This window comes from Arthrobacter sp., from assembly GCF_031179385.1.
GTDB lineage: Bacteria > Actinomycetota > Actinomycetes > Actinomycetales > Micrococcaceae > Arthrobacter_D.
On the sequence record NZ_JAPSHV010000022.1, the window covers coordinates 7,502 to 30,409 of the forward strand.

The window sequence follows — 22,908 nt, forward strand, 5'->3', positions numbered from 1 at the left end:
CCGTTGCTTCGACGTCCTTCGAGCGGTGGTCATAGCGGAAGGTGACCACACCGCCGTCGTGCTGGAGTACGTGGTTTGCGCCGTTACGCACGCCGAACGCGCCGTAGTTCTCTTCCCACGAACGGTCAATGGCGACCTTGTATTCGTAGGTGCCGGCAGGCAGCTGTGCGGTCAGTTCCCAGCGCTGTGAGACGGGGCTGTAGGCCATCTGCACCTGCTCCTCGGCGGGTGCCCAGTCCTCGGCACCCAGGCGGTGGCCGAAGTTGCCCGCCAGTGCGACGGCGTCGGGCGCGGTAGCGTAGCGCGAGCCTTCCTCGGTAATGGTCCAGCCGGTGCGGCCCTTGACGATGTATCCCTCCTTGACGAGGGATGCCGTCGCAGCCGAGAGCCGCTTCACGCCGCGGGCGACGCCGCCGCTGAGGACTTCGCTCTCCCACTCGCTGAGCGGCACGCGCGCAACAGCCGTAGCCAGCACATCTGCACCCTTTACTGCGGCTCCAGGCTGCTCGGCGAGGATCTGGACAATGGCCTTCAGGCGACCGGCGGTGTTGTCTTGGGCACTCATGTGTGTGGACCTCCAAATAGCTATGCTTCCCCCACGATTTTGACAGCGCACTCTCCCAATGCCGGGGAGCCCGGGAAGCGCCGGGCATGTCGTGTCGGATTGTGACTGGAGAAGCCTCGCGTCGAGCAAAAGTTTTCCGCTGAATGAGAAAGTTATTTCACGAAAGGTATGGTGTAAGTCACACCGCACTGCTAACGTCGGATAACGAAGCCAACGGCGGGCTCCTTCTCTTGGAGCTATCTACCAGGTGGACCTGCAAATCCCATACCGCAGCAGTCTGGTCGCATGACACCGCTCCCTTTGTTGGCGCCCGTAGACGCGAGCGATTGCTGCCCCACGTTCGGGAGTATCTCCGTGACTACCACCACCAAAGAAGAGCAGTTCCTCTCCAGAGCCATCTCTCTGGCAACAGACAACGTACACAACTCGGGCGGCCCGTTCGGTGCGCTCATCGTGACTCTGGACGGCAAGACGTTCGACGGCGTCAACAGGGTCACCGCCAACAATGACCCAACTGCGCACGCCGAGGTCATGGCCATCCGCAATGCGTGCGCATCCCTCGAAACCTTCGACCTCTCCGGCAGCACCCTCTACACGAGTTGCGAGCCGTGCCCCCTCTGCCTGTCGGCCGCCCTCTGGGCGCGCGTGGACGCCGTCGTCTTCGCTGCCGACCGGAACGACGCCGCCAAAGCGGGCTTCGATGATGCAGTCTTCTACGACTACTTCGCCACCCCTGTGGAGAACCGGTCCATGCCGGTCCGCCACTACGACCTGACGTCATCGGCCCAGGTCATCGCCACCGCACCCTTCGAAGCGTGGAGCACACTCGCCGCGCGGGTGGACTACTAGGAGCAGGCCATGGCCATCCTCATCGAACCCGGCAGCCATCCTGAGCCCTCCGGCACGCGTCCGGCGCAACCCCTACAGCCCGCACCCCTCAGCCCAGTCGACAAGTTCTTCAAGATCACCGAACGCGGTTCGACCAAGGGCCGGGAAGTCCGCGGCGGCTTCGTCACGTTCTTCACCATGGCTTACATCGTCATCCTGAATCCGTTGATCCTGGGCGGCTTCAGTCCCGACGCCGCCGCACTCGATGTCGAGGGGGGCTGGCTTCAAGCCAGCCAGGTCGCCGCCGTGACGGGGCTGACCGCGGGAGTCATGACCATCATCTTCGGGATCGTGGCCAACCTCCCATTCGGCATCGCTGCGGGCTTGGGAATCAACTCCTTCCTCGCCGTTTCCGTCGTGGGTGACGTCACCTGGGCCGAAGCGATGGGCCTCGTGGTCATCAACGGCCTGCTGATCGTGCTGCTGGCCGTGACCGGCGCGCGGACAGCGATCTTCAACGCTGTACCACGGCAGCTCAAGGCGGCGATCACCGTCGGAATCGGGCTGTTCATTGCCTTCATCGGCTTCGTGGATTCCGGTTTCGTCACCCGCACGGCCGGCGGTCCGCCGGTTCAAATGGGCGACGGCGGCTCCATCACCACCGTGCCGACGCTCGTTTTCATCATCGGCTTGGTGACCATGGGCATCCTGATCGCTCGCAAGATTCAGGGTGGACTGCTGATCGGCATTGTGGTGACCACCGTCATCGCGATCATTGTCGAGATGTCCATGCGCCTCGGCGCGGGCGGGCCCGACAATCCCACCGGCTGGCACCTCAACGCTCCGGTGATCCCCTCGAACATCGTGTCGCTGCCGGACTTCAGTCTGGTGGGAGCATTCGACCTCTTCGGGGCGTTCGACCGCATCGGCGCTCTCGCCGCCACCATGCTGGTGTTTACGCTCGTCTTCACGAATTTCTTCGACGCCATGGGCACCATGACGGGGCTCGCGAAGCAGGCAGGTCTGACCAACAAGCAGGGCAACTTCCCCCGCCTGAAATCCGCACTTGTGATTGAAGGCGTCGGCGCGGTTGCCGGCGGTGGAACATCCGCCTCGTCCAATACGGTGTTCATCGATTCAGCCGCCGGCATCGGCGAGGGTGCACGCACGGGCCTCGCATCCGTGGTGACTGGCGGGCTCTTCCTGGCGGCCATGTTTTTCACTCCGCTGACTGCGGTGGTTCCGCTGGAGGTGGCGGCGGCGGCACTCGTCGTCGTCGGCGCGATGATGGTGGCGCAGATCCGCGAGATCGACTTCCGGAACTTTTCGATCGCGCTGCCTGCATTCCTGACCATCGTGACCATGCCGTTGACCTACTCGATCGCGAACGGCATCGGAGCGGGCTTCATCAGCTGGGTCATCATCCGCGCGGCTTCGGGCAAGGCCCGCAAGATCCATCCGCTCCTGTGGGTGGTGGCCGCGGGGTTCCTTGTTTATTTCGCCCGTGGACCCATCACGCTCTGGATGGGCGGCTGACCTAACACCCGAGGGCGCACCGGAATATGCTGGCCCCGTGCAGCTGACCTTCGAGGGTGACATCTGGTATTGGCGGGGCCCGGCACCGTTCCATTTTGTAACGGTGCCGGAGGAGCAGTGCGTGGAGGTCCGGGCGGTGTCCAAGGTGGTCAGCTACGGCTGGGGAATGATCCCGGCGGCGGTAACCATCGGCGGCACCACCTGGACCACCGCCATGTTCCCGAAGAACGGCGGCTACATCGTGCCGATCAAGGACTTCGTCCGTAGGGACGAGGGAATTGACGACGGCGACAGGGTGACACTGCTGCTCTCCATAGATGCGTGAGGGTTAAGCAGAAGGTCTTCGAGCAGGCGCTTGGCGGAGACTCTTCGCCTACTTCAGAGACGTGCAGGCCACATATAGTGGGGGCTCGAGTACTGATAGTTGATATCCGGATCGCGTAGCGAAGGAGCACGGGCGTGGCCGACGAGAAGGAAACGCGAGCGCCCGTCTCCACGGAACTGGATCGCATCGATCGCGAGATCCTCGCTGAACTAACCCGGGACGGCCGCATGTCCGTCAGCCAGGTTGCTGAGAATGTCCACATCTCCCGCGCCCACGCCTACACGAGGATCAGCCGCCTCACGAATGACGGTGTGCTCAGGAAGTTCACAGCACTGGTGGACCCGATCAAGGTAGGGCGCAAGTCCTCGGCCTACGTGACGCTGAAAGTGGAACAGCGCTCTTGGCGGGAGCTCAAGGAGGCTCTGCGTGCGCTTCCCGAGGTGGAGCACATTGCGCTGGTCGGCGGGGATTTCGACGTGATCCTGCTGGTCCGCGGGACGGACAACGCCGACCTGCGCCGCATCATTTTCGACCAGCTGCAGTCGATGTCAGGTGTCCTGGACACGCAGACCTTCCTGATCTTCGAAGATCTGGATAATCGGTAGGCCCGCGCCGGCTCAGTAATTTCCATCCGTCCACTCGTTGCGGAGTAATGCGGGTCACACTGACAATTCGTCCACTGAACCATTGGATGTGTAACTAAAGTTCCGCGCTTGCTCGGGAAAGCTGTCCAACAGGTGGCCCCGGGCGGATAATTGTTGGAAATAGTGATCCAGCAAGGACGGAACAATGACGATCTCCGCTCATCCCCAAGGGGAAGCCAACGCGCCCACCGCAGATCCCATCGCTGAATCAGTGCGGAAGTTCGGCATCACGGTCGAGGATTACCTCCTCCCCGCACGCCATCCGATCCAGATGGTGAATCCTGACGGCAAACTGGTGCCCGCCGGCGAACAGGGAACCCAGCCCGGACATGAGTACCCGCTTCCGGGCGATGAAGCCTTGCTGGCAGCCTATGAGGAACTGGTCATCGGACGGCGGGTCAACGACCAGAACTCAGCCCTGGTTCGTCAGGGACGCATGGCTGTGTACCCGTCCAGCCACGGCCAGGAGGCCTGCCAGGTTGCGGCAGCACTGTGTCTCGCAGAGGGCGACTGGATGTTCCCGACGTACCGGGACTCCGTTGCAGTCATGACCCGCGGGGTTGATCCCGTGAAGGTCATGACCATCTTCCGCGGTGACTGGCACGGAGGGTATGACCCCTATGAGCGCAACGTCGGAATCCAGTCGACGCCGCTGACAACACAGCTTCTGCACGCTGTGGGTGTAGCCCACGCGGCCAAGCTGCGCGGCGAGGAAACGGTCGTCCTGGCCATGTGCGGCGACGGAGCCACCAGCGAGGGCGATTTTCATGAAGCCCTGAACTTCGCGGCTGTCTTCAGGCTCCCCGTCATCTTCTTCGTACAGAACAACAAGTACGCCATCTCCGTCCCCCTCGCGCATCAGTCCGTTGCTCCATCGCTGGCACACAAGGCAGTGGGCTACGGGATGGCAGGTGAACGCGTCGACGGCAACGACCTCGTCGCTCTGCTCGCCGTATTGGGCCGTGCGGTGAAACTCGCCCGCGAAGGGTCGGGGCCGCTTCTCGTTGAGGCGCACACCTACCGCATGCAGGCCCATACCAATGCCGACGACGCCACCCGCTACCGCCAGGACAGTGAAGTCGCCGAATGGCAGGCCAAGGATCCCTTGACACGGATGAAGACCTATCTCACCGAAAAAGGTGTGCTGACTGAGCAAGTGGAAGCTCGGATAACAGATAGGGCTGAAGGAGTTGCTGGCCAGCTCCGTGAAGGACTCGGCAAAGACGTCCCGGTGGACCCCCAGAACCTCTTCAAGTACGTGTTTTCCACCCCCACCCCGCAGCTCAAGGAACAGTCAGCCTTGCTCGCCGATGAGCTCTCCAGGGAAGAGGCCGCAGAATGAGCCCCACGATCACCACTTCCTCCGAGGCAAACGGCAACGTCAGTGCCGCAACCGCCACGGCTGCCGCCAGAGCCGCTGAATCCAGTAAAGGGCCTGAGTCCGTCACCCTCGCCAAGGCGCTCAATACGGCCATGTCCGACGCCATGCAGGAGAACGACGCCGTCATTGTGTTCGGCGAGGATGTCGGGCTGCTGGGCGGCGTCTTCCGCATCACCGATGGTCTAACCAAGACTTTCGGGGAACAGAGGTGTTTCGACACGCCGCTGGCGGAGTCCGGCATCGTCGGCATGGCAGTGGGCATGGCCATGAACGGCATGCGGCCGGTCATTGAAATGCAGTTCGACGCCTTCGCGTACCCTGCATTCGAGCAGATCGCCAGCCACGTCGCCAAGATGCATAACCGCACCCGGGGAGCGGTCAAACTGCCCATCGTGATCCGCATCCCCTACGCCGGAGGCATCGGCGGCGTCGAGCACCACTGTGACTCCTCCGAGGCCTACTATGCGCATACGGCCGGACTGAAGGTGTATGCGCCGGCCACTGCCGCTGACGGCTACCGGATGCTCCGCGAGGCGATCGATTCCGATGACCCCGTGGTCTTCATGGAACCCAAGAAACTGTACTGGTCCAAGGACCTGGTGGACCTGGAAGCATTGCGCGAACAACATGTTGCCAATCGGGCAGCTGGCGTCGCCAGCGAGGGACGGGCTGCCGTTGCCCGAACCGGCACCGACGCCACCCTCATCGCCTACGGGCCGTCCGTACCGACGGCGTTAGCCGCAGCTGCCGCGGCCGCGGAGGAAGGCCGCTCCCTGGAGGTCATCGACGTCCGCTCCATCGTTCCCTTCGATGACACGACGGTGAACGAGTCCGTCCGGAAGACGGGACGCGCCGTCGTCATCGCCGAAGCCCATGGCTTCGCGTCCGTAGCCTCGGAAATCGTGGCCCGGGTTCAGGAGAACTGTTTCCACCACCTGGCGGCTCCGATCCGGCGGGTGACGGGCTTCGATATCCCCTACCCCGCGCCAAAACTCGAGCACCACTACCTGCCCAGCGTGGATCGCATCCTCGACGCCGTCGACGACCTTCAGTGGGACGACTAATCATGAACGAAACGAACGTATTCCTCCTCCCCGACCTCGGCGAAGGTCTGACCGAAGCCGAACTGGTCACGTGGCTCGTCTCCGTTGGTGATGAAATCAGAGTCGATCAGCCGATCGCCGAGGTGGAAACGGCCAAGTCCATGGTCGAGGTGCCGTCGCCCTATGCGGGCACAGTGGCAGTTCTCCACGGAGAGCCCGGGCAGACTCTCGACGTCGGCAAGCCGCTCATTTCCGTGACAGCTCCCGGTGCCGCAGCCAGCAAGCCGCTCGCCGATGAGAGCGCCACACCGGCAGCCGATGCTGCAGCAACGGCCTACCGGGAAGAGGAAAAGGCCGGTTCCGGCAACGTCCTGATCGGATACGGCACCCCCGGCGGCCACGGCCAGGCACGCCGAAGCCGGCCACGCAGGGCCGGGTCCGGCGCACCCGCCAGCGCCAGCGCCAACGCCAGCACGACGACGGTCTCGCCTGGCGAAGGGAAGCGCATGGCTGTCAGCTCCCCACTTGTTCGGCGGATCGCGAAGGACAACGGCGTCGACCTTGGTTCCCTCCACGGAACCGGGCCCGCCGGCCTCATCACCCGCCGTGACGTCGAATCAGCCCTCTCCACGCCGCACGCGCCCGCCGTGCGAAGCTCGCAGGACCAGCCCGCCTCGGCGAGCACCACGCCCGCGTCGGCTGGCGGCTCAGCGGATCTGGACTCAAGGACCGGTCTTGACGTGTCTTCACGGACTCCGGTCAAGGGTGTGCGCAAGGCAGTGGCTGCAAATATGACCAGAAGCCGCCGGGACATTCCGGAAGCCACGGTCTGGGTGGATGTGGATGCCACCGCATTGGTGGAACTCCGCGCCGATCTGAAGAAGCGGGACCCGGAGAACACGCCGGGGCTGCTCGCTTTCATCGCCCGCTTCGTTCTCTCGGGTCTGAAGAAGTATCCGGAGCTGAACACCCGTTACTCGGCGGAGAACGAGGAGGCGGAGATCATCGGCTTCGACGGGGTCAATCTCGGTTTCGCCGCCCAGACGGAGCGTGGTCTTGTGGTTCCGTCCATCCGTAACGCCGATCGTCTCAGCGCCCGCCAGCTCGATGCCGAGATCCGTCGCCTCAGCAGCGTCGCCCGGCAAGGGAAGGCCACTCCCGCGGAGCTGGGCAGCGGCACTTTCACGCTGAACAACTACGGAGTATTCGGCGTGGACGGATCAGCGGCCATCATCAACTACCCCGAGGTCGCTATCCTCGGTGTCGGCCGCATCATCGACCGGCCCTGGGTGGTCGACGGCGAACTCGCAATCCGCAAAATGGTTGAGCTTACGCTCGTCTTCGACCACCGCGTGTGCGACGGCGGAACTGCGGGCGGTTTCCTCCGGCACGTCGCGGACGCCATCGAGAGCCCGGCGTCAGCACTGGCGGATCTCTGACGTCCGACAGCCTTGTCCGTCTACACGCCCTCACCATCAGTCCCGAGGACGAAGAAGATGAAGGACAAGAAGGCTGTCTTCTCGCCGGTGAGGATGCGCGGTGGCAGGAGTTCATGGGGAGTGCCTGGGGATGGCGGTGGTTCGCTCACGGTGACTATGCGGTATCCCGCCGATGTGAAGGCATTGATCATCGCGTGCAGTGGTCGGTGCCAGAAGGTCAGGACCGCGGGCTGGCCATTGAACTCGTAGTCCTCCGAGTACTGCCGGATGGCGAAGTAGTCCTCGTCGGGTTGGGTGATCACGCTCACCGTGGGGTGGTTGACCGACAGGATCAAACGGCCCCCTGGCTTCAGCACACGCCTTAGCTCGGCAAGTGGTGCTGACCAGTCCTCCAAATAATGCAGGACCAAGGATGAGACAACATCGTCGAAGGAATCATCAGCGAAAGGAAGCGGCTTGCTGAGATCGGCCAGGCGCAGGCCCGCCGTCGGGCCCAAACGCTGTCGTGCCAGATCCAGCATGGCGGCACTGGAGTCGAAGCCGGTCACGGTAGCGCCTTTCGCGGCCAGCGCCGCGGACAGGGGTCCGGAGCCGCACCCCGCGTCAAGGATCCGGTGGCCCTCGACGTCACCGGCGAGGGCGATCATCGCCGGCCGCTCGTAGTAGGCGTTGAGAAGGCTGGACTCATTCTCCGCGGAGTAACTCTCAGCAAAACTGTCATAGAGATCAGCTTTCATAGATTTTCACTCTCAGAGGCTCGCCGACGGTGAGTAGGGTCAACTCGAATCCTAACTATCTGTGTCATTCCACGACGAGGTTCTGATGCCCGTCGCTTAGCTCACGCACGATATCGAGGTGACCGGCATGGGTGGATGTCTCGATGAGTACGCGGAACAGAACCTCTCGGCCGGTGGACATGGGCGGTGCGCTGAACTCGCTGGCCGGAGGCCACCAGCGCGGAGGCTCGTTCAGGTCTGTCCGAGCGAGGACCTCGTCGCTGGCCGCGATTTCATGCTGGTACATCCTGATCGCTTCTGCACCTGTCATCGGCTCGGACGCCCAGCCATTGTGAAGAGCGGCGATCGCCCTCGTTTCACCGCCGAGAACGGCGGAGATCCAAAACAGCTCGTCGTCGAACGCGAGGTGGTTCAACATCCGTGTCATCGTCCAGCCAGACGGGACCAGAGACCGACCCATCGCGGGTTCTGATATGCCGGTGACGGCTCTTAGTACGTGGGCTCGTTCCTTCACCAGCTGAGTCAGTAGTAAGTCATCATTCACGCTTTTGACTCGTATCCGATGAGCCAGCGGAGGCCGTATCGGTCCGTGACCTGCCCGTCTGAGCCTTCCCAGGGCCGTTGCACCAAGGGGTCGACAGCTGTTCCACCGACACACAACTTGTCGAACCATTGATGCAGAACTGCCGGTTCAGCTGTACCCAGCAGCGAAAGGGTGAGGCCTTCCACCCGTACCGGCTGCTCTCCGGTAGCAGCGTCTGAGCCAGCCAGGGCGACCACGCCGTCGAGGACGCCGTGCGCCACAGCGCTCGGTGGGCCATCGGTCCTGCCGAAGTCTTCATAGGAGTGCAGTGACAAATCGCCCCCGAAAACGTCCCTGTAGAAACTCAAAGCTTCCCCGGCGGTTCCGGGAAAGTTGATGTAGATGAGAGGTGCAGCCATGGTGAGCACTCCTGACGCTTGTATGTGTTTCGATCGAATAGTCGTTCAATACTTGATAGACGGATCGACTTCACGAAAGTCATCGCTGAGCCTGAAATTGGCGGAAGAATTCCTCACCGTGCCCCATAGGGCGCTACGCGTGGTCGCGGTCATCCTGTCTCGACGTTCAGCCTGCACGTGCGGCGCGTCATGCCCTTCGGGTTGACATCTAGACAAGTATCGGCATCAGTCGACAACAAAGTCCGGAAGTAACAGAGTCTCCAGTGCAGTTAGTGCGGCCTACCCACTTGGGGAACGGTCTGGCTCCTCAACCTGCGGAACAAGGACACGCAGATGTGCGTTGCATATCTGCGTGTAGTGGTACCCGCATGCGCCAGAGAGAAGAGCATCTAAAGTGGCAACCGATTACGACGAAGTCCGTTCCGACGTCAAGGAATCCCAGGATCGCTCCCTGGAGGCCTTGCAGGCCGCCAACGCCCCAGATGCACGCAGCGTCGTGAAGGAGTTGGACGAAGCCGACGCCTTTGATGAGGGGCTGACCCCCGGCGGAGAAATCGTTTCCGACGAACTCATCGTTCAGGTGATCCCGCAGCGCGAGGACGAGTTCACGTGCTATTCCTGTTTCCTGGTTCGGCACCAATCGCAGAAGGCGCGCGAGGCAAACGGGCATACGTACTGCATCGAGTGCGAAGGCTAACTTGACTGAGGCACAGTCCGAGAGGTCACTCATAAATAGGTTATTGGCACTGTAAAACGCCTAGTCAGAAGGGGTTTTTTCTATTCTTCCTCGGTGACAGGTTCAGCCCATTCGAGAGCCGCGACGAGGTGTCCCTCGTTGGGAAGTGCCTTCTTCTCTGCTGCCGGTAGCTTGTCGTAGGTGTAGGCGACGACGGCCATCGGCGACGTTGACCGGCCCAGGCTGTAGCGGACGCTGCGGTCGTTCTCGGTCCCGCAAATCAGAATCCTGACCGTTTCGTTGTGGTAGTCCCGCTGAAGCATGTCATCGACAAGGGCAACATAGAAGTTGAGTTTCCCCGCATATTCAAGCTTGAATCTGCCCGTCGTCAGCTCGATGACCACGTACCGGAGTTGTTCGATGTGGAAGAACAACAGGTCCACATAGTAGTCGTCACCATCGACGTCGAAGTGCACCTGACGGCCTACGAAGGAAAAGCCTGGGCCAACTCCCGGAGGGTTTCGGTGATGCGGCTCGTCAGGGCATTTTTCAGGTCGCGTTCGGCGACCTCACCGGACAGGCCAAGGAACTCGAAATTGTAGGGGTCCTTGGCCGCATGCTGGGCAAGTCCGGAGTTGCGAGCTGGCGAGTAAAATTGGATGTCGCCGTACCGGTGCGTTCCACCGAACGATTCATCATCATGTTCAGCAGCACGTTCCGGGACCAACCGTATTGAACGGCTGCGGCCGCATACCAGTCCCGTTCCTCGCCGGTGGCTGCCTTGTCCAAAATCGTGAAAATATGGCCCCACGGCAAATGTGCCACAAGCTGTGGCACATTTGCCGTGCCGCGCCCCAGGCCCGGACCATCGCAGTCATGTATTGCAGGTACCGGTATGACAGTCCAGCTAGACGGGTCCCTCACCGCTCGTGTCTCGGGGGTGTCCCATCACGTCGATCTGGAAGTACTTAGCATGGCAACATGACGACAACGGGGAACGTCTGGACCGAGCCACTGATAGGAAGCATCATTCTGATGCTCGTAGTCGGCTTTTTCTCGCAGACATCTCCATCTGCCTTTATTGCCGTCCTGATAACTCTGACCGCGCTGGCATTCGGCATACAGATCGTCAGGGCGGTCCTTACGAACTCTTCCCAGCGGACCGAGAATCCTGAACTCGCGTCTCGAAGGCAATCGGTGCTGACACTGGCATCAGTGGTTGGCGCCTTGTCAGTCCTTCTATTCGCATACGCCTCATACACGCTGCTCGCATTTTGCACACTACTTTTCCCTCGCAGCTATCGGTGTAGCGCTGTGCTGTGGGATCGTGGCATTCGTTTCAATCCACACCGCAAAGCAGCCAGCCCCGCAAAGCCAATAGCAGCCAGCCCTCAGATTGCGGCTACTTGGAGCCCCCACTGCGCCACGGTCGGAGTGCCCTTCTGCATCTGGTCATTCCGGGATGGATTAGGGTGTCGTGCATGGGGGCTGGTTCGTAGTGGCGCCGGTTGCGTTGCCGCTGTTACTCAGGGCTGCGGTGGCGGGCGCTTCACTGGGTGCGTTTGTAGGTGCCGGATTGACTCTGTTGGACCTCATCGCTCAACAGCACGGGTCCTTATGGCTGGGCTTCACACAAATGGTTGTCCTCGGCATGATCGGCATTCCTGTTGGTGCGTTGGCAGGTTTGATGACGGGCGTCGGCGCCTTGATCAGCTTGCGCATGGCTCGTATATCGTCGCCGGAAAGCTTTCCCAATGGTCGCGCTGGGGCTCTAGGTGCAGGCCTCATGACCATCATCTATCTCGGGGTCGGACTAACCCTTGTTGGGAACATGCCGTTACCCTCCTTTCTGATGGCGACGGGGTTTGGTGTCGTAGCCGCGTTGCTCGCAGCGTTTCAGATCCGGCGGCTGAATCATAGAAGGCCGGCGTAGTGATTCCTGATCGATCCCTCACCGAACAGGACCTGCCTCATCGGATTAGAGCTCTCGAACGTTGAGCATCGATCTGAGCTGGAGCTTCCGCCGTAGGGAGGTTCTCTCGAGACCGTCGACGACGACCGCTGCGCCGATCCAGGCCGCACCACTCATCTCGACAAGCGAATGGCACGCTTCTGCCTGAGCACCGGTGGCGATCCAGTCATCCACGAAGAGGACCCGGTCCCCAGCCTTTAACAATGAGCGGCGCAGCCCGAGTCGCAAGCTTCGGTTGAGGTAATCAGGTCCAGTCGACGTCTCCCACCAAGCATCGCTGTCGGCCGCACGCCCAGGGTCCTTCCGTACTTCAGCGAAACCGATACCTAGATGCTGCGCCGTTAGGACGCCGAGCAAGCTTCCATGAGATTCGGTACCCATGACGACGGTCGGTGCCGATTCTGCAAAGAGAGCCGCTAGACCCGGACCGAGCGACAAGAGTAGGTCTGGACTCCGCCACCATCCGGTGACATCAGCTCTAAAATCTGGATCGGTCCGGTCCCCTCGCCATCGAAACGACTGACGAAGACGATCCCGCATATCAGATTCCTTCCGCATGCATTTATCCTCGCAACACTGCCGAAATTCGCCGCGCAACACCGCGCGACCGTGTCGCTCAACATCCCCTCACGGTTTGCCTACAAAGCTTGCGAGAGCATCGATCCACTGGTCGAAGGCGTCAAGATGCGCATCATGTGATGCGTCCGCCAGGTCGACGCGGGAAACGTTCAAGCCTTTCTGAGTGAAAAGGTCCTTCTGCTCGTCGGTGAACATGCCGTGATCGGCGTAGATGGCAAGCGTGGGAATTTATGTTCTCCCATTCCTCCCACCGTGCAGACGCAACGGCGGCGATGGTCCGGACCATCACGTCCGGGTCGAACCTCGGATAGAAACCGTCGTGGCGTTCCTCTAGATCGGAAACCCATGCCCGCGCGAGCGGAGTGTCCCCGAGCGCGGTTTGCGCGACTCACGAGTCGTAAACGGAACCTCCCAGGATCGGAAGTAATCACCCATCGCCGTATGGTCATTGGCTTCCCCTTCACCGGCGTAGCACTCAAGAAGGACAAGCCGACGGACCAGGTCAGGATGTGACGCCGCAAATAGCATCGCCGTATGCGCCCCCCATTGACTGGCCCACGAGGTCCACGCCGCCAAGCCCTTCAGCTTGGATGACTCGAACGACATCGTCGATGAAGGCCTGCCGTGATGTATCGGCCGGTAGTCGGTTGCTGAGCCCATGGCCACGCTGATCGATCAGGACGACTTTTCGTCCGTTCAGGGCATGAGCGGTAGGCAGAAATTCGCGGATGCTTCCGGCAAGCCCGTGAAGAATCGTCACTGCCGGCTCTTCTCCGTCAAAAACCGTGTACGAGATTGTGACACCATCGTCGGCTGTGACTTCTCGGACCGTGCTTCCATTCGGCAATCCTACGGAGAAGGTGCACCCGATCGGGAAAGGCGATTCCTCGCCGCACCTTAGGAGGGCTGATTGGGACCGGCGGGGGCGGGCGCTTTAGCTGGCAAGTTTCAGCTCAATGACTACGCAGGTGGCAGCTCCAGGATGCCTCACCGTCCCTCCCTGTAAGGGATTGGACGAGAAAATGCGTTATCGCAGTGTCATCCTTGAGGACCGCCCGGTTTCGGTGCAGATCCAGTAAAGCTTTCCTCAGATTCCTGCCGCGTCGCCCGTAAGCGCAAGACGGCAAGCACGACCCAGACTGCCGTTATTACTGAACCTGCGACAAAGAAGAAGATGTTGATTCCCGTCCATCCCTGCTCCTCCAGTCGCAAGAGAGGTGGGACCGCCACACAAACTCCCACAAGTATTCCTATACAAATTTGGAACGGGGGTGGGTACCGCCTGCGTAGGGAATCTGGCATGTCCTCAGCTTGCCCCCTTGGGGCAACTAAGTAGAAGGCGTGCAGGCGCCGTCGGCGGCGTCAGGCTGACGATGTCCGGATAAAGGGAAAAAGCTGACGTGCCCCAAACGCTACGCGCTAGAGGTTGTCTCGTATCCCATGGGATGCAAGACATAAGTACGAGACAGTTCCGCTAGCTTACTCCCGCAGCCGTGCAGGACTACACGGCTATGACGATCCCCCACCGTACCCATCCGCCAGGTGCTATCTGTGTTGACGGCACTATCCGTCGTAGTGTTCTTCTGAACTGCGTTCATCGAGACCGACGGGGGAGGCTGTTTATTACGGGGTCGTTGAGTGGTCGGGGTGTTCCTCACGGAGCGGTCCCTCACTAGGCATTCGCAAGTGCACGCCTGCGTTTGATAGCGTTCTTGGCTGCCCAGTGGCCAAGGAGGGCAACAGCGATAATGATGGTCCCGGAAGCTGACATCGCGAGCCCGATGCTGATTTTGATCAGGAAGGCGCCCATGGCGGCGCCGAGGAGTATTGCCAAGATAGCTGCGATTCGTCTGTTCAGTAGGCCCTTCATGCCGCGGTGGAAGAAGGCCTCCCCTGCTAATGCGGTCAGGGTGGATGTAACGACGACGGTGGTCATTTCGCGCACGGCTAGTTTGCGCGCTACGTATGCTTGGGCTCCCATTGCAGCGGCGGCCAGGGAAGACATGATCAGCTGCGTCGTGGAATCGGGTTGATCCTGGGATAGGAATGCCAGGAGTCCGACCGAGATCAGGATAAGTCCCGCGAAAAGCAGCAGCAGCGTGACTGTGCCCGACCACATCGCCGGCTTCCTTTTCAGTATCAACCCCGTGATCGCAGCTCCCGCCGAGAAACACAACATTGCAGCCAATGGGCCCAAAACTGGTAAGTTCTCGGCACCGACGATGGCCATGCCAAGAATTACTACATTCCCTGTCATGTTCCCGATGAAGACGTGGTCCAGCGCAAGGTAGCCGATGGCGTCCACGATTCCGGTTCCAAAGGTCAGAGCCATCAGCAGCCAGAGCACGCGCTTGTTCCAGCGTTGATCGATGGGAGTTTCCGGCTGCTTCGGTTCCTGGGAAGTCCTGTCTGGTGCCGAGGTTTGTTGCGGGGTGGTCATTTTCGAATCTCCTGGAGGATCCTCGTCTGGATAGAGGCGAGATGGGCTGCGGCGGCTTCGAAAGCCCCTGCGGAGTCGCGTCGCGCTATGGCATCCGCGATGGCCTGATGTTCCCTGGCGGACGAGGTGATACGGGATCTGGTCAACAGTTTCTCGCTTCTTGAGGGTTCCGCTAGCTCCTGGACTCGATCCAGCAGTGTGACCAGGAGCGGGTTGTAGGTGTACTGCACTATCGCTAGATGAAAGGATCTGTCCAAAATGGCGAATTCTTTGCCGGAATCGACGCCTCGGGTATCTTGAATGATCCTGTCCAACTGGGCGATATCTCGCTCCGTGGCGCGCGTAGCGGCACGTTCGGCCAGAGGCGGTTCGATGCAGGCTCGCAGCTCCATTACCTGCATCAGCTCCGTTTCCTCCGAACCGAGTCCTGCAGCGACAGTGCGCCCCATTGGAGACGAGTCGAAAGCTTGCACGGTTGTGCCCGACCCGGGCTTCCGTTTGATTAAGCCCTTTTGTGAGAGGTCTCGGAGTGCATCACGGACACTCCCTCGGGAGAACCCAAACTCCTCAGCCAGCGCCCGCTCAGAGGGGATTCGCTGGCCAGCTTGTATCTCGCCGTCAAGGATGAGTCGCTCAAGTGTGGTCGCCAGTGAGTCACCTTTTGACAGTTGGGGAAATAGTGACTTGCGCCAGTCCACGGTTACCCTCCACCTACTCGTGCGGCGAGACGTGAAACGTAAACGTAACCCACCGCCGCAGGAAATCTCTTGTCAAAGCACCTACTTTCAGCAAGGATAGTCTCCAACGCCAGATTGGTCCATTGGTTGGACCACTTAGGAACCGAGGAAAATATGCGAGTTCAACGAAATCTGTCTAAAGCCGGAGCGGTAGCCGCCATTTCCTTGCTTGCGCTCACAGGTTGTGGAGGGGGCGACGGTGCTGCCTCGACGGAACCGGAGGACACGGGCGATGCTCGTGAGGCTAATGCCGACATCGCGGCGATGGTGCCCGAATCTATAAGTGCTGACGGGAAACTGGTGATCGGCGTCGACCCGAGCATTGCTCCTATGGTTTACGAAGACCCCGCCACGAAGGAGATTACCGGGTTTGAAGGCGAACTGGCTCGTGAGATAGCGGCCGTTCTGGGCTTGGAGCCTGAGTTCGCCAAGTCACCATTCACGGGTCTTATCGCGGGCCTGGACGCGAAACGGTACGAGACGGTCATGTCATTTGTCGTCGATACCAAGGAACGCCAGGAGACCGTCGACTTCGTTGACTATTTCAAGGTCGGAGCGGGGATTTTGGTCCCCAAGGGCAACCCTGACGGGATCGAGCAGCCGCTGGACCTTTGCGGCGTGAAGACGGTTGTCGGGTCGAACAGTGCTGGCGAGCGGGCTGCCGATGCCATTTCCGAAGACTGCACTGCGGAAGGTAAACCGGCCATCGACAAATTAGTAGTCCAAGCCCCGACCGATATCCCTCAGGCTCTGACGACGGGTAGGGCAGATGCAGCGCTCAATGCAAGCGTACTGGTCGCATATTCACAGGCGCAGGCACCGGAATCATTTGACGTCGCCGGTGAATTTTTTGGTGAAGTTCCCGGGGGAGCGTTATTTCATAAAGACGATGCGGAACTGCGTGACGCAGTAGCTCAAGCCGTCGTAGAACTGCAGGAGGATGGGACCTACGACGCGCTGCTGGAGGAGTACGGGCTGGAATTCGCGAGCCTCGAAGGAGCCCCGGTCAATGCGGCGGAAGGGTGAAATGAGCCTTAGGGAGAGAACTGCCGCGCGACTGGAGGAAGCGACGACGCCAGCTCTGACAGTGCATAAGCGCCGTAAACCCGCCGAGTACTTTTACTGGGCCGTCTTGATCCTGTGTGCTTATTCGCTGATCCGGTTCGTATCCACGAGTGAGAATCTGCGCCTCGACCTTGTGGGAAGCTACCTCTTCAGTCAGCCGATCCTCGACGGGGTAAAGATCACGCTGTTCCTGACCACAGTAGGGATGCTCGGCGGGACGGTACTGGGAGTGCTGCTAGCCGTAATGCGGATCTCGTCGAGTCCCGTTCTGCGGGCAACCTCGGCTGCCGCTGTCTATGCCTCGCGAAGTATCCCGCTGCTCGTCCAGCTCTTGTTCTGGTATTTCTTGGCGTCCATTATTCCGAAGATCAGCATCAGCATCCCGTTCGGTCCGGAGATTTGGTCCGCCGACACAAACGTCCTGATCGGACAGATCCCTGCAGCCCTAATCGCACTGTCACTTTTTGGTGCTGGCTACATGGCAGAAATAATCCGGTCCGGCATCATCGCCATTGATCCCGGCCAAGTCGAAGCCGCCGCGTCCATTGGGATGGCCAAAGGCATGATCTTCCGACGAGTCATCATGCCGCAGGCCGTACGAATCATCATCCCTCCTACCATCAACCAATTCGTCTCCATCCTCAAATACTCAGGGATTGTCATGTTCATCGGAGTAGGCGACCTGATGTACCAAGTGCAGGCCATCTACGGGCAGAACTTTCAACAGATACCGCTGCTGATCGTGGCGACCATCTGGTACGGCGTGATGACGGGTGTGTTGACCATCGCTCAGCACATGATGGAGAAAAAGTTGAATGGAGAACCGCTGCGCCGGCGCAGGGGCTCATCCGTCCGCAAGGAAGAGGCAATGGGTTGATGACGTCAACTGTGAATACTGGACATGAGGAGACCGCGGTGGCGCCTGCCGCGGTAAGAGTTCGTGGGCTGCATAAATCCTACGGTGACATTGAAGTACTTAAAGGCATCGATCTGGACGTTCCGCCTGGCAGCGTAGTTTGCATCCTTGGCCCGTCCGGGTCGGGTAAATCCACCCTGCTGCGTTGCATCAACAGACTGGAGGTGCCCGAACAGGGCACCGTGCAAGTCGGCGACCAGTACATGGGTTTTAGCCGGAACGGCAATAGGCTTACTGAGCTCTCCGACAAAGCACTGGCACGTCAGCGTGTGACAGCAGCGATGGTCTTCCAACGGTTCAACTTGTTCGCGCACAAAACTGCTCTGGAGAACGTAATGGAAGGGCCCGTCAACGTCCTGCGACGGGACCGGAAGGAGACCCGGGAACAGGCTCTGCAACTTTTGGCCAAGGTTGGACTTGCCGATCGAGCGGATCACTCACCGGCACAGCTTTCCGGCGGTCAGCAGCAAAGGGTTGCAATCGCGCGAGCATTGGCGATGAAACCGGCGGTTGTCCTATTCGACGAGCCGACCTCTGCCCTTGACCCTGAACTGGTGGGCGAAGTACTCACCGTCATGACCGACCTGGCCACCGCGGGTCTGACCATGGTTGTCGTGACTCATGAGATCGATTTCGCCCGGAGCGTTGCCGACAACGTCGTGTTCATGGACGGCGGGAAGATTCTTGAGCAGGGCAGCCCCGACCAAGTTCTGGTACATCCGTCGCACGACCGGACGAAGGAATTCCTCAAAAGGGTGCTCTGAGCACGTCCATTCCGCAACTCATTCTGCACAATAAACGAAGGCAAGAGGATCTACTTTTGACTGCTGATAACAGCCTCCGACGATCAGGTGCTATTGCGACTCCACATCGGGCGGCAACCGACATCGGGGTTGAAATTTACGCCGGAGGGGGAAATGCCGTTGATGCAGCCATTGCGGCTTCTTTCGCCCTGACTGTCAACTATCCTCATAACACCTCCATCGGCGGGGATTTGATTGCATTGATCAGAACCCCCGACAATCGCATCCACTGCATTAACGCCAGTGGGCCATCGGCTGCAGCCACTGATGCAGAGATTCTGCGGGAGAAGTATGGGTCCAAGATGCCGATCTCAGGCCTGGAAACCATTACTGTTCCAGGGGCGGTGGCTGGCCTGGAGGCTATTCATCGCAAAGCAGGGCGAACACGCTGGGAAGATTTGGTTCATCCCGCCGTAAAAATGGCGAATGAAGGGACGGTGGTCACTGGGTCTTTGGGCAAAGCCATAGCGGGAAACCTATCCGGCATCATGCAGGATGAGGGGATGAAATCGGTGTTCGCTCCCGGTGGTACGCCCCTGGAAGTAGGCGATCATCTTATGCAGCCGGCGCTGGCAAGAACGCTCAGCCGCATCGCGTCCGTTGGAGCGGGTGAGATGTATAAAGGTGAAATCGGCGACGCACTCATAAGAGGCCTGCAAAAGTTGGGCTCCCTCCTTGCCAAGGAAGACCTCGAGTCCTATGCCTGTGTAGACGCTCCGGTTCTCTCATTTAGCTATGACCAATACGAGATTCACACCAGCGGTTTGAACACCCAGGGCTTCCTGCTACCCCAGGTACTTGGTGCCTGTAACGCCTTACCCGAGGATCGACGGGACGCCGGATCACTGGCCATACTGTGGGCGCAGGCAAACCGCGACCGCGACAGGCTGCTAGCTGACCCCTTCCACAGTTCGACCTCCGAGGCTGAAGTGCTCAACGAGGAGTATTTACAGGCGATGGCGCACCGGGCACTCTCACGTGAGCCAATTGGTGTGCTCGATTCTTTTCCGCAGCCGAAAGGGGACACAGTCGCGGTAGTGGCCGCAGATAAGGAAGGCTACGCAGCTTGCATCATCCAAAGTGTGTTCCACCCGTTCGGCTCGCTGATCCTGGAACCTGAGACTGGGATCCTGCTGCACAACCGGGGAGCGTTCTTCTCGCTAGATCCTTCGCATGCCAACACGATCGCCCCCGCCAAACGGCCCGGCCACACGCTCATGCCGGTGATGGTTACTGAGAACGGCAATCTGCGATGGGTCCTCGGAACCATGGGCGGCAAAGCACAGCCACAGGTCCACTACCAGGTATTGAGTCGACTAATGGCTGGCTCCACACCTGCCGAAGCGGCAAGTCGTCCCCGATGGATCATCGGCGGCCTAGGAGCCGACCATCCGGAAGATGCACTTTACTGCGAAGAGGACATTCCTGACTCCGACAAAGCCGCTCTCATCGCGGCTGGGTTCAAATTGACCCTCGTCGAACCCAGGAGCGAATTCCTAGGCCACGCCAACATTGTCAGCGTAGGATCCGATCAAAGTTTCACCGCAACGAGCGATCCACGCTCCGACGGGACCGGCATGGCCGTATAACTGCTTCACCCAATAGAGGCTCGAGGGAGGCAACCTTCCTCGAGCCTCTACTCCTAGTAAGACGACCGATGACGTTGAGTCTTTCAGTCTCCTTCGCTGACATTCTGTTGGACTCGATTACGCCGCAGCCTGTAGCACAATTCGTGCGCTCACCCTTGCTTCCCGACGTCGCCGAGAGATAAGCCATAGAGCGGCCGCCCGCTCGGCAGCACTACCGCTGTACCCGTGACTGCTGCATAAGCCGAACCCTCCTCGGGCCTCCATGCGAACAGTCGAAACTCGCAGGATCGCTGGCGCACCGATCCCGGTAGGACCTGCCCGAAAAGGTGCACGATGAAGGTCCGGCGTCTGCAACATTCACTTGTCTCAAAACGCTAGGGTTGCAACGCACTAGGGCGAGACAGCACCACTCCCCCGCCACTACTACTCCCTCTATGTCTTGCTACCCTGTCTCCTAAGTATGGGCGTCCCTTCGTGACTGAGAAGTAGGTTGCGAGACAAGTTATTTGGGACCAATAGACCTGGAGGAGCCGCATGGGCAAGCTCATCGGATACGCGCGGGTATCGGACTCGCGCCCAGGACACCGACCGGCAAGTCACCGACCTACTCGCGGCCCGGAGTTCGCCGCGATGACCTTTACATCGACCACGGGGTAAGTGGTGCTCATGCGAGGAGGCCGCAGTTCGACAAAGCCTTCGACGCATTACATGAAGGCGACACTCTGATCGTCACCACACTCGATCGCCTCGGCCGCTCCACTTCCAACATGCTCCCCCTGGCCGATAAACTTCGAGCTCAAAAGGTGAACCTGCGAGTCCTGAACCTCGGCGGGGGGAACGTCGACACCGGCACACCCATGGGATCCATGGTCTTCACCGTGATGGCTGCCCTCGCGCAGATGGAGCTCGAGATCAAACGCGAACGCGTCAACGACTCCAACACCAAACGCCGCACCGCCGGCCTCGACCTCGGCGGACGACGACCTATTTTCAGCGACAGCCAAATCGCCAACGCCCGCCGACTCATCAAACAAGGCCAACCCGCCTCCCATGTCGCACGCGATCTCGGCATGTCCAGAGCCACCCTGTACCGGCGAATCGCCAACCTCGACGCACAGCAATTGATCGCCACGCTCCCCAGGGAATGACGACGCCCCCGCAATTGTCTGACGCCTCATATCTCAACCTCTCCGCACATTCGGTCTAACGAAGCTGGAGCGTGTGGGTACACTCATACGCGCCCGGCAGTACCAGCAAGTTTTGCGATGCGTTAGGGCCGGTTTCCGGTCTTTGCCAAGTCCCTCGCGGTGTTCCTACAAGTCCTCCGGGTTAGTGTCGCTGACGCGGGGGTCGGGTCCGTATTGCTCCGGCACACCGAGGTTCTCACGGAGAGTTGCGCCCGGGTACTGCTCGGGAAAGATTCCCCGACGGCGCAGCTCGGGGACGACTTCATCGACGAACGCATCGACGCCGTCCTCGTAAATGTCGGGTGAGATCCAGAACCCATCGACGGCGTCTGCTTCGAGCCATTCCTGCATGTGATCCGCGTGGACTTCGGCCGGCCCGACAGTGACCGGGTGATAGTCGATGACGCCGTGAGCGAGAACATCGCGAGGGGACCAGCCTTCGCGGGCCACGTTCAGAGCGATTCCCGATCGCGGATCATGCGGGATGCGTACGCGTTGGCGAGCTACTTGTCGGTGAGTGGTTCATCGTAGCTGCGGGGATCAAGGCCCAGCCCCAGCAAGGCTCCGAGATGCGGAAGACGCGCCTCGATGACGTCGCCGGACACAGCGAGGCGACGATCAAGACCCTCCCGGACGGTAGGGGTGACCGTAGTCATCAATCCCGCGAAGTACTTGATCTCATCGGGCTCCCGTCCAGCCCTCAATTGCTGGGGAGACGCCTCACGAGACCATCGCATCGCACGCGGGTGGTTGGTATCAGAACGGCATCTGGCGGCCTCGTCGTTCCACCAACCCATGGTGATTTTCCTTCTCCTTGAGCCGGTCGGTCGTCAGCCATATCTGAGAACCCCTGGGGGTGAACGATATGCCGGGCGATGGATGCCGGGATCGCACTTTGAAGCATCACGCGCATCGTTCAGCATCACCAGAAGGGCAGGAAGTCCCAATAACAGGGCGGGAATGAGGAGAAACAATCCGTACACGTCCAACAGCAGCAGCGAACTTACAACTGCTACGGCCAGAACGCAGGCGACCGTCAAGGTCAGTCGCAGGCCTCCCCTTGGGAGCGACAGGCAGGTGATGCCCATAATCAAGGTCGCCAGGGCGATGAGGAGGACGACGGCGGCAACGATGCGAGTGTCCGTGAAAGATTCAAAGGCGTCCACGAATACTAAGCCCGAGCAGAAGAGCATCCAGACACCCAGCACGATAGAGAGGATACCGGCGGTGATTCGTCCTCCCGAGGCTAGCGCTAGCGGTCTGGGCGGTGCTGCCTTGTCATATCGCATGCCTGGCGCAGGCTGTTGTGCAGTCGGTGCGTCAGCTGGGTACTGCGGTTGTGGTTCAGACATTGGCTGATCAGTGTTCTCGCCCAGTTTGTCCCCCAATTTTGTAGTATTCCAATCGCGGCCATCTTAACCCGGCATTCTCCGCCCGGTCAGGGTTCGGCTTACGCAGCAGGGAACGACCGGCTTACGGGCGGTGCTAAGTGGATTAGTAGGAC

At 60.2% G+C, this 22,908-nt stretch carries 25 protein-coding genes and 4 pseudogenes; 14 read left to right on the top strand and 15 right to left on the bottom strand.

The window, feature by feature from the left end:
• Nucleotides 1-565: pseudogene (locus RIF85_RS05455) on the bottom strand (hypothetical protein); the annotation flags it as partial.
• A 354-nt stretch (nt 566-919) separates the two neighbouring features.
• Between RIF85_RS05455 and RIF85_RS05460 the strand changes: the two are divergent.
• The 7 genes from RIF85_RS05460 (at nt 920) to RIF85_RS05490 (ending at nt 7,761) form a co-directional block, all read left to right on the top strand.
• A complete protein-coding gene (locus RIF85_RS05460; RefSeq protein WP_309070900.1) occupies nt 920-1,414 on the top strand; it encodes a nucleoside deaminase in 495 nt (164 codons plus the stop codon).
• Between the two features lie 9 nt (nt 1,415-1,423).
• A complete protein-coding gene (locus tag RIF85_RS05465) occupies nt 1,424-2,929 on the top strand; it encodes an NCS2 family permease (protein WP_309070901.1) in 1,506 nt (501 codons plus the stop codon).
• A gap of 37 nt (nt 2,930-2,966) precedes the next feature.
• Nucleotides 2,967-3,254, top strand: coding sequence for a DUF1905 domain-containing protein (locus RIF85_RS05470; RefSeq protein ID WP_309070902.1), 288 nt, complete (start codon nt 2,967-2,969; stop codon nt 3,252-3,254).
• A gap of 134 nt (nt 3,255-3,388) precedes the next feature.
• Nucleotides 3,389-3,859: an Lrp/AsnC family transcriptional regulator gene (locus RIF85_RS05475; RefSeq protein WP_309070903.1), complete on the top strand. Its 471-nt coding sequence runs from the start codon at nt 3,389-3,391 to the stop codon at nt 3,857-3,859.
• 184 nt (nt 3,860-4,043) lie between these two features.
• Nucleotides 4,044-5,240 (top strand): thiamine pyrophosphate-dependent dehydrogenase E1 component subunit alpha, encoded by a 1,197-nt coding sequence (locus RIF85_RS05480; protein ID WP_309070904.1) that lies wholly within the window; start codon nt 4,044-4,046, stop codon nt 5,238-5,240.
• Entirely contained in the window at nt 5,237-6,343 is a 1,107-nt protein-coding gene (locus RIF85_RS05485) for a transketolase C-terminal domain-containing protein (protein ID WP_309070905.1), read from the top strand. The genes RIF85_RS05480 and RIF85_RS05485 overlap by 4 nt, the downstream gene beginning before the upstream one ends.
• 2 nt (nt 6,344-6,345) lie before the next feature.
• Nucleotides 6,346-7,761, top strand: a complete 1,416-nt coding sequence (locus RIF85_RS05490) for a dihydrolipoamide acetyltransferase family protein (RefSeq protein WP_309070906.1) — start codon at nt 6,346-6,348, stop codon at nt 7,759-7,761.
• Between the two features lie 20 nt (nt 7,762-7,781).
• On the opposite strand, the gene RIF85_RS05495 is transcribed toward RIF85_RS05490, so the two are convergent.
• The 3 genes from RIF85_RS05495 to RIF85_RS05505 all read right to left on the bottom strand — a co-directional run bounded on the left by RIF85_RS05495 (nt 7,782) and on the right by RIF85_RS05505 (nt 9,440).
• Nucleotides 7,782-8,498, bottom strand: coding sequence for a class I SAM-dependent methyltransferase (locus RIF85_RS05495; protein ID WP_309070907.1), 717 nt, complete (start codon nt 8,496-8,498; stop codon nt 7,782-7,784).
• 64 nt (nt 8,499-8,562) lie between these two features.
• Nucleotides 8,563-9,156, bottom strand: coding sequence for a DUF664 domain-containing protein (locus RIF85_RS05500; RefSeq protein ID WP_309070908.1), 594 nt, complete (start codon nt 9,154-9,156; stop codon nt 8,563-8,565).
• Nucleotides 9,039-9,440, bottom strand: a complete 402-nt coding sequence (locus RIF85_RS05505; protein WP_309070909.1) for a VOC family protein — start codon at nt 9,438-9,440, stop codon at nt 9,039-9,041. The genes RIF85_RS05500 and RIF85_RS05505 overlap by 118 nt, the downstream gene beginning before the upstream one ends.
• A gap of 394 nt (nt 9,441-9,834) precedes the next feature.
• Here RIF85_RS05505 and RIF85_RS05510 point away from each other — a divergent pair, with 394 nt between their 5' ends.
• A complete protein-coding gene (locus RIF85_RS05510) occupies nt 9,835-10,137 on the top strand; it encodes a DUF4193 domain-containing protein (RefSeq protein WP_309070910.1) in 303 nt (100 codons plus the stop codon).
• A gap of 80 nt (nt 10,138-10,217) precedes the next feature.
• Here RIF85_RS05510 and RIF85_RS05515 read toward each other — a convergent pair.
• Nucleotides 10,218-10,777, bottom strand: a pseudogene (locus tag RIF85_RS05515) (PDDEXK nuclease domain-containing protein).
• A complete protein-coding gene (locus tag RIF85_RS05520) occupies nt 10,666-11,040 on the bottom strand; it encodes a DUF1016 N-terminal domain-containing protein (protein ID WP_309070912.1) in 375 nt (124 codons plus the stop codon). The pseudogene RIF85_RS05515 and the gene RIF85_RS05520 overlap by 112 nt, the downstream one beginning before the upstream one ends.
• 652 nt (nt 11,041-11,692) lie before the next feature.
• On the opposite strand from RIF85_RS05520, the gene RIF85_RS05525 reads away from it, so the two are divergent.
• Nucleotides 11,693-12,049, top strand: coding sequence for a hypothetical protein (locus RIF85_RS05525; protein WP_309070913.1), 357 nt, complete (start codon nt 11,693-11,695; stop codon nt 12,047-12,049).
• 45 nt (nt 12,050-12,094) lie between these two features.
• On the opposite strand, the gene RIF85_RS05530 is transcribed toward RIF85_RS05525, so the two are convergent.
• From RIF85_RS05530 to RIF85_RS15930, 6 genes and pseudogenes are all read right to left on the bottom strand, one after another.
• On the bottom strand, nt 12,095-12,646 hold the full coding sequence (locus RIF85_RS05530) for a phosphoribosyltransferase family protein (protein WP_309070914.1): 552 nt from the start codon (nt 12,644-12,646) through the stop codon (nt 12,095-12,097).
• Nucleotides 12,647-12,715: 69 nt separating this feature from the next.
• A complete protein-coding gene (locus RIF85_RS05535; protein WP_309070915.1) occupies nt 12,716-12,862 on the bottom strand; it encodes a hypothetical protein in 147 nt (48 codons plus the stop codon).
• Nucleotides 12,863-13,169: 307 nt separating this feature from the next.
• Nucleotides 13,170-13,427, bottom strand: a complete 258-nt coding sequence (locus tag RIF85_RS05540) for an alpha/beta fold hydrolase (protein WP_309070916.1) — start codon at nt 13,425-13,427, stop codon at nt 13,170-13,172.
• Nucleotides 13,428-14,339: 912 nt separating this feature from the next.
• Complete coding sequence (locus tag RIF85_RS05545; protein WP_309070917.1) at nt 14,340-15,107, bottom strand: YoaK family protein; 768 nt, start codon at nt 15,105-15,107, stop codon at nt 14,340-14,342.
• Nucleotides 15,104-15,556 (bottom strand): FCD domain-containing protein, encoded by a 453-nt coding sequence (locus RIF85_RS05550; RefSeq protein WP_309070918.1) that lies wholly within the window; start codon nt 15,554-15,556, stop codon nt 15,104-15,106. Before RIF85_RS05550 ends, RIF85_RS05545 begins: the two co-directional genes overlap by 4 nt.
• A gap of 33 nt (nt 15,557-15,589) precedes the next feature.
• Nucleotides 15,590-15,805: pseudogene (locus RIF85_RS15930) on the bottom strand (winged helix-turn-helix domain-containing protein); the annotation flags it as partial.
• A gap of 69 nt (nt 15,806-15,874) precedes the next feature.
• Here RIF85_RS15930 and RIF85_RS05555 point away from each other — a divergent pair.
• The 5 genes and pseudogenes from RIF85_RS05555 (at nt 15,875) to RIF85_RS05575 (ending at nt 21,365) form a co-directional block, all read left to right on the top strand.
• Nucleotides 15,875-16,870 carry an ABC transporter substrate-binding protein gene (locus RIF85_RS05555; protein WP_309070919.1) on the top strand — a complete coding sequence of 332 codons (996 nt, stop codon included), beginning with the start codon at nt 15,875-15,877 and terminating at the stop codon, nt 16,868-16,870.
• Complete coding sequence (locus RIF85_RS05560; protein WP_309070920.1) at nt 16,854-17,786, top strand: amino acid ABC transporter permease; 933 nt, start codon at nt 16,854-16,856, stop codon at nt 17,784-17,786. Before RIF85_RS05555 ends, RIF85_RS05560 begins: the two co-directional genes overlap by 17 nt.
• The gene (locus tag RIF85_RS05565) at nt 17,786-18,589 is read left to right on the top strand and encodes an amino acid ABC transporter ATP-binding protein (protein ID WP_375164405.1); all 804 of its coding nucleotides are present in this window, start codon (nt 17,786-17,788) and stop codon (nt 18,587-18,589) included. The genes RIF85_RS05560 and RIF85_RS05565 overlap by 1 nt, the downstream gene beginning before the upstream one ends.
• 56 nt (nt 18,590-18,645) lie before the next feature.
• Nucleotides 18,646-20,217: a gamma-glutamyltransferase gene (locus RIF85_RS05570; protein ID WP_309070922.1), complete on the top strand. Its 1,572-nt coding sequence runs from the start codon at nt 18,646-18,648 to the stop codon at nt 20,215-20,217.
• 534 nt (nt 20,218-20,751) lie between these two features.
• A pseudogene (locus RIF85_RS05575) lies at nt 20,752-21,365 on the top strand (recombinase family protein).
• A 165-nt stretch (nt 21,366-21,530) separates the two neighbouring features.
• Here the strand turns inward: RIF85_RS05575 and RIF85_RS05580 are convergent.
• Genes RIF85_RS05580 through RIF85_RS05590 form a run of 3 tightly spaced genes read right to left on the bottom strand, consistent with a single transcriptional unit; the run spans nt 21,531 to nt 22,612 of the window.
• Complete coding sequence (locus RIF85_RS05580) at nt 21,531-21,854, bottom strand: hypothetical protein (RefSeq protein WP_309070923.1); 324 nt, start codon at nt 21,852-21,854, stop codon at nt 21,531-21,533.
• 53 nt (nt 21,855-21,907) lie between these two features.
• Nucleotides 21,908-22,201 carry a hypothetical protein gene (locus tag RIF85_RS05585; protein ID WP_309070924.1) on the bottom strand — a complete coding sequence of 98 codons (294 nt, stop codon included), beginning with the start codon at nt 22,199-22,201 and terminating at the stop codon, nt 21,908-21,910.
• A 33-nt stretch (nt 22,202-22,234) separates the two neighbouring features.
• A complete protein-coding gene (locus RIF85_RS05590) occupies nt 22,235-22,612 on the bottom strand; it encodes a hypothetical protein (RefSeq protein WP_309070925.1) in 378 nt (125 codons plus the stop codon).
• Nucleotides 22,613-22,908 lie beyond the last annotated feature (296 nt).

Excerpts from the sequence above, each read along its gene's own strand:
- RIF85_RS05545 (WP_309070917.1), bottom strand. The coding sequence starts at position 15,107 with ATGACCACCCCGCAACAAACCTCGGCACCAGACAGGACTTCCCAGGAA.
- RIF85_RS05490 (WP_309070906.1), top strand. The coding sequence starts at position 6,346 with ATGAACGAAACGAACGTATTCCTCCTCCCCGACCTCGGCGAAGGTCTG.
- RIF85_RS05505 (WP_309070909.1), bottom strand. The coding sequence starts at position 9,440 with ATGGCTGCACCTCTCATCTACATCAACTTTCCCGGAACCGCCGGGGAA.
- RIF85_RS05480 (WP_309070904.1), top strand. The coding sequence starts at position 4,044 with ATGACGATCTCCGCTCATCCCCAAGGGGAAGCCAACGCGCCCACCGCA.
- RIF85_RS05565 (WP_375164405.1), top strand. The coding sequence starts at position 17,786 with ATGACGTCAACTGTGAATACTGGACATGAGGAGACCGCGGTGGCGCCT.
- RIF85_RS05485 (WP_309070905.1), top strand. The coding sequence starts at position 5,237 with ATGAGCCCCACGATCACCACTTCCTCCGAGGCAAACGGCAACGTCAGT.
- RIF85_RS05465 (WP_309070901.1), top strand. The coding sequence starts at position 1,424 with ATGGCCATCCTCATCGAACCCGGCAGCCATCCTGAGCCCTCCGGCACG.
- RIF85_RS05585 (WP_309070924.1), bottom strand. The coding sequence starts at position 22,201 with ATGGGTTGGTGGAACGACGAGGCCGCCAGATGCCGTTCTGATACCAAC.
- RIF85_RS05535 (WP_309070915.1), bottom strand. The coding sequence starts at position 12,862 with ATGTTCACCGACGAGCAGAAGGACCTTTTCACTCAGAAAGGCTTGAAC.
- RIF85_RS05495 (WP_309070907.1), bottom strand. The coding sequence starts at position 8,498 with ATGAAAGCTGATCTCTATGACAGTTTTGCTGAGAGTTACTCCGCGGAG.
- RIF85_RS05560 (WP_309070920.1), top strand. The coding sequence starts at position 16,854 with ATGCGGCGGAAGGGTGAAATGAGCCTTAGGGAGAGAACTGCCGCGCGA.
- RIF85_RS05550 (WP_309070918.1), bottom strand. The coding sequence starts at position 15,556 with ATGGGGCGCACTGTCGCTGCAGGACTCGGTTCGGAGGAAACGGAGCTG.
- RIF85_RS05530 (WP_309070914.1), bottom strand. The coding sequence starts at position 12,646 with ATGCGGAAGGAATCTGATATGCGGGATCGTCTTCGTCAGTCGTTTCGA.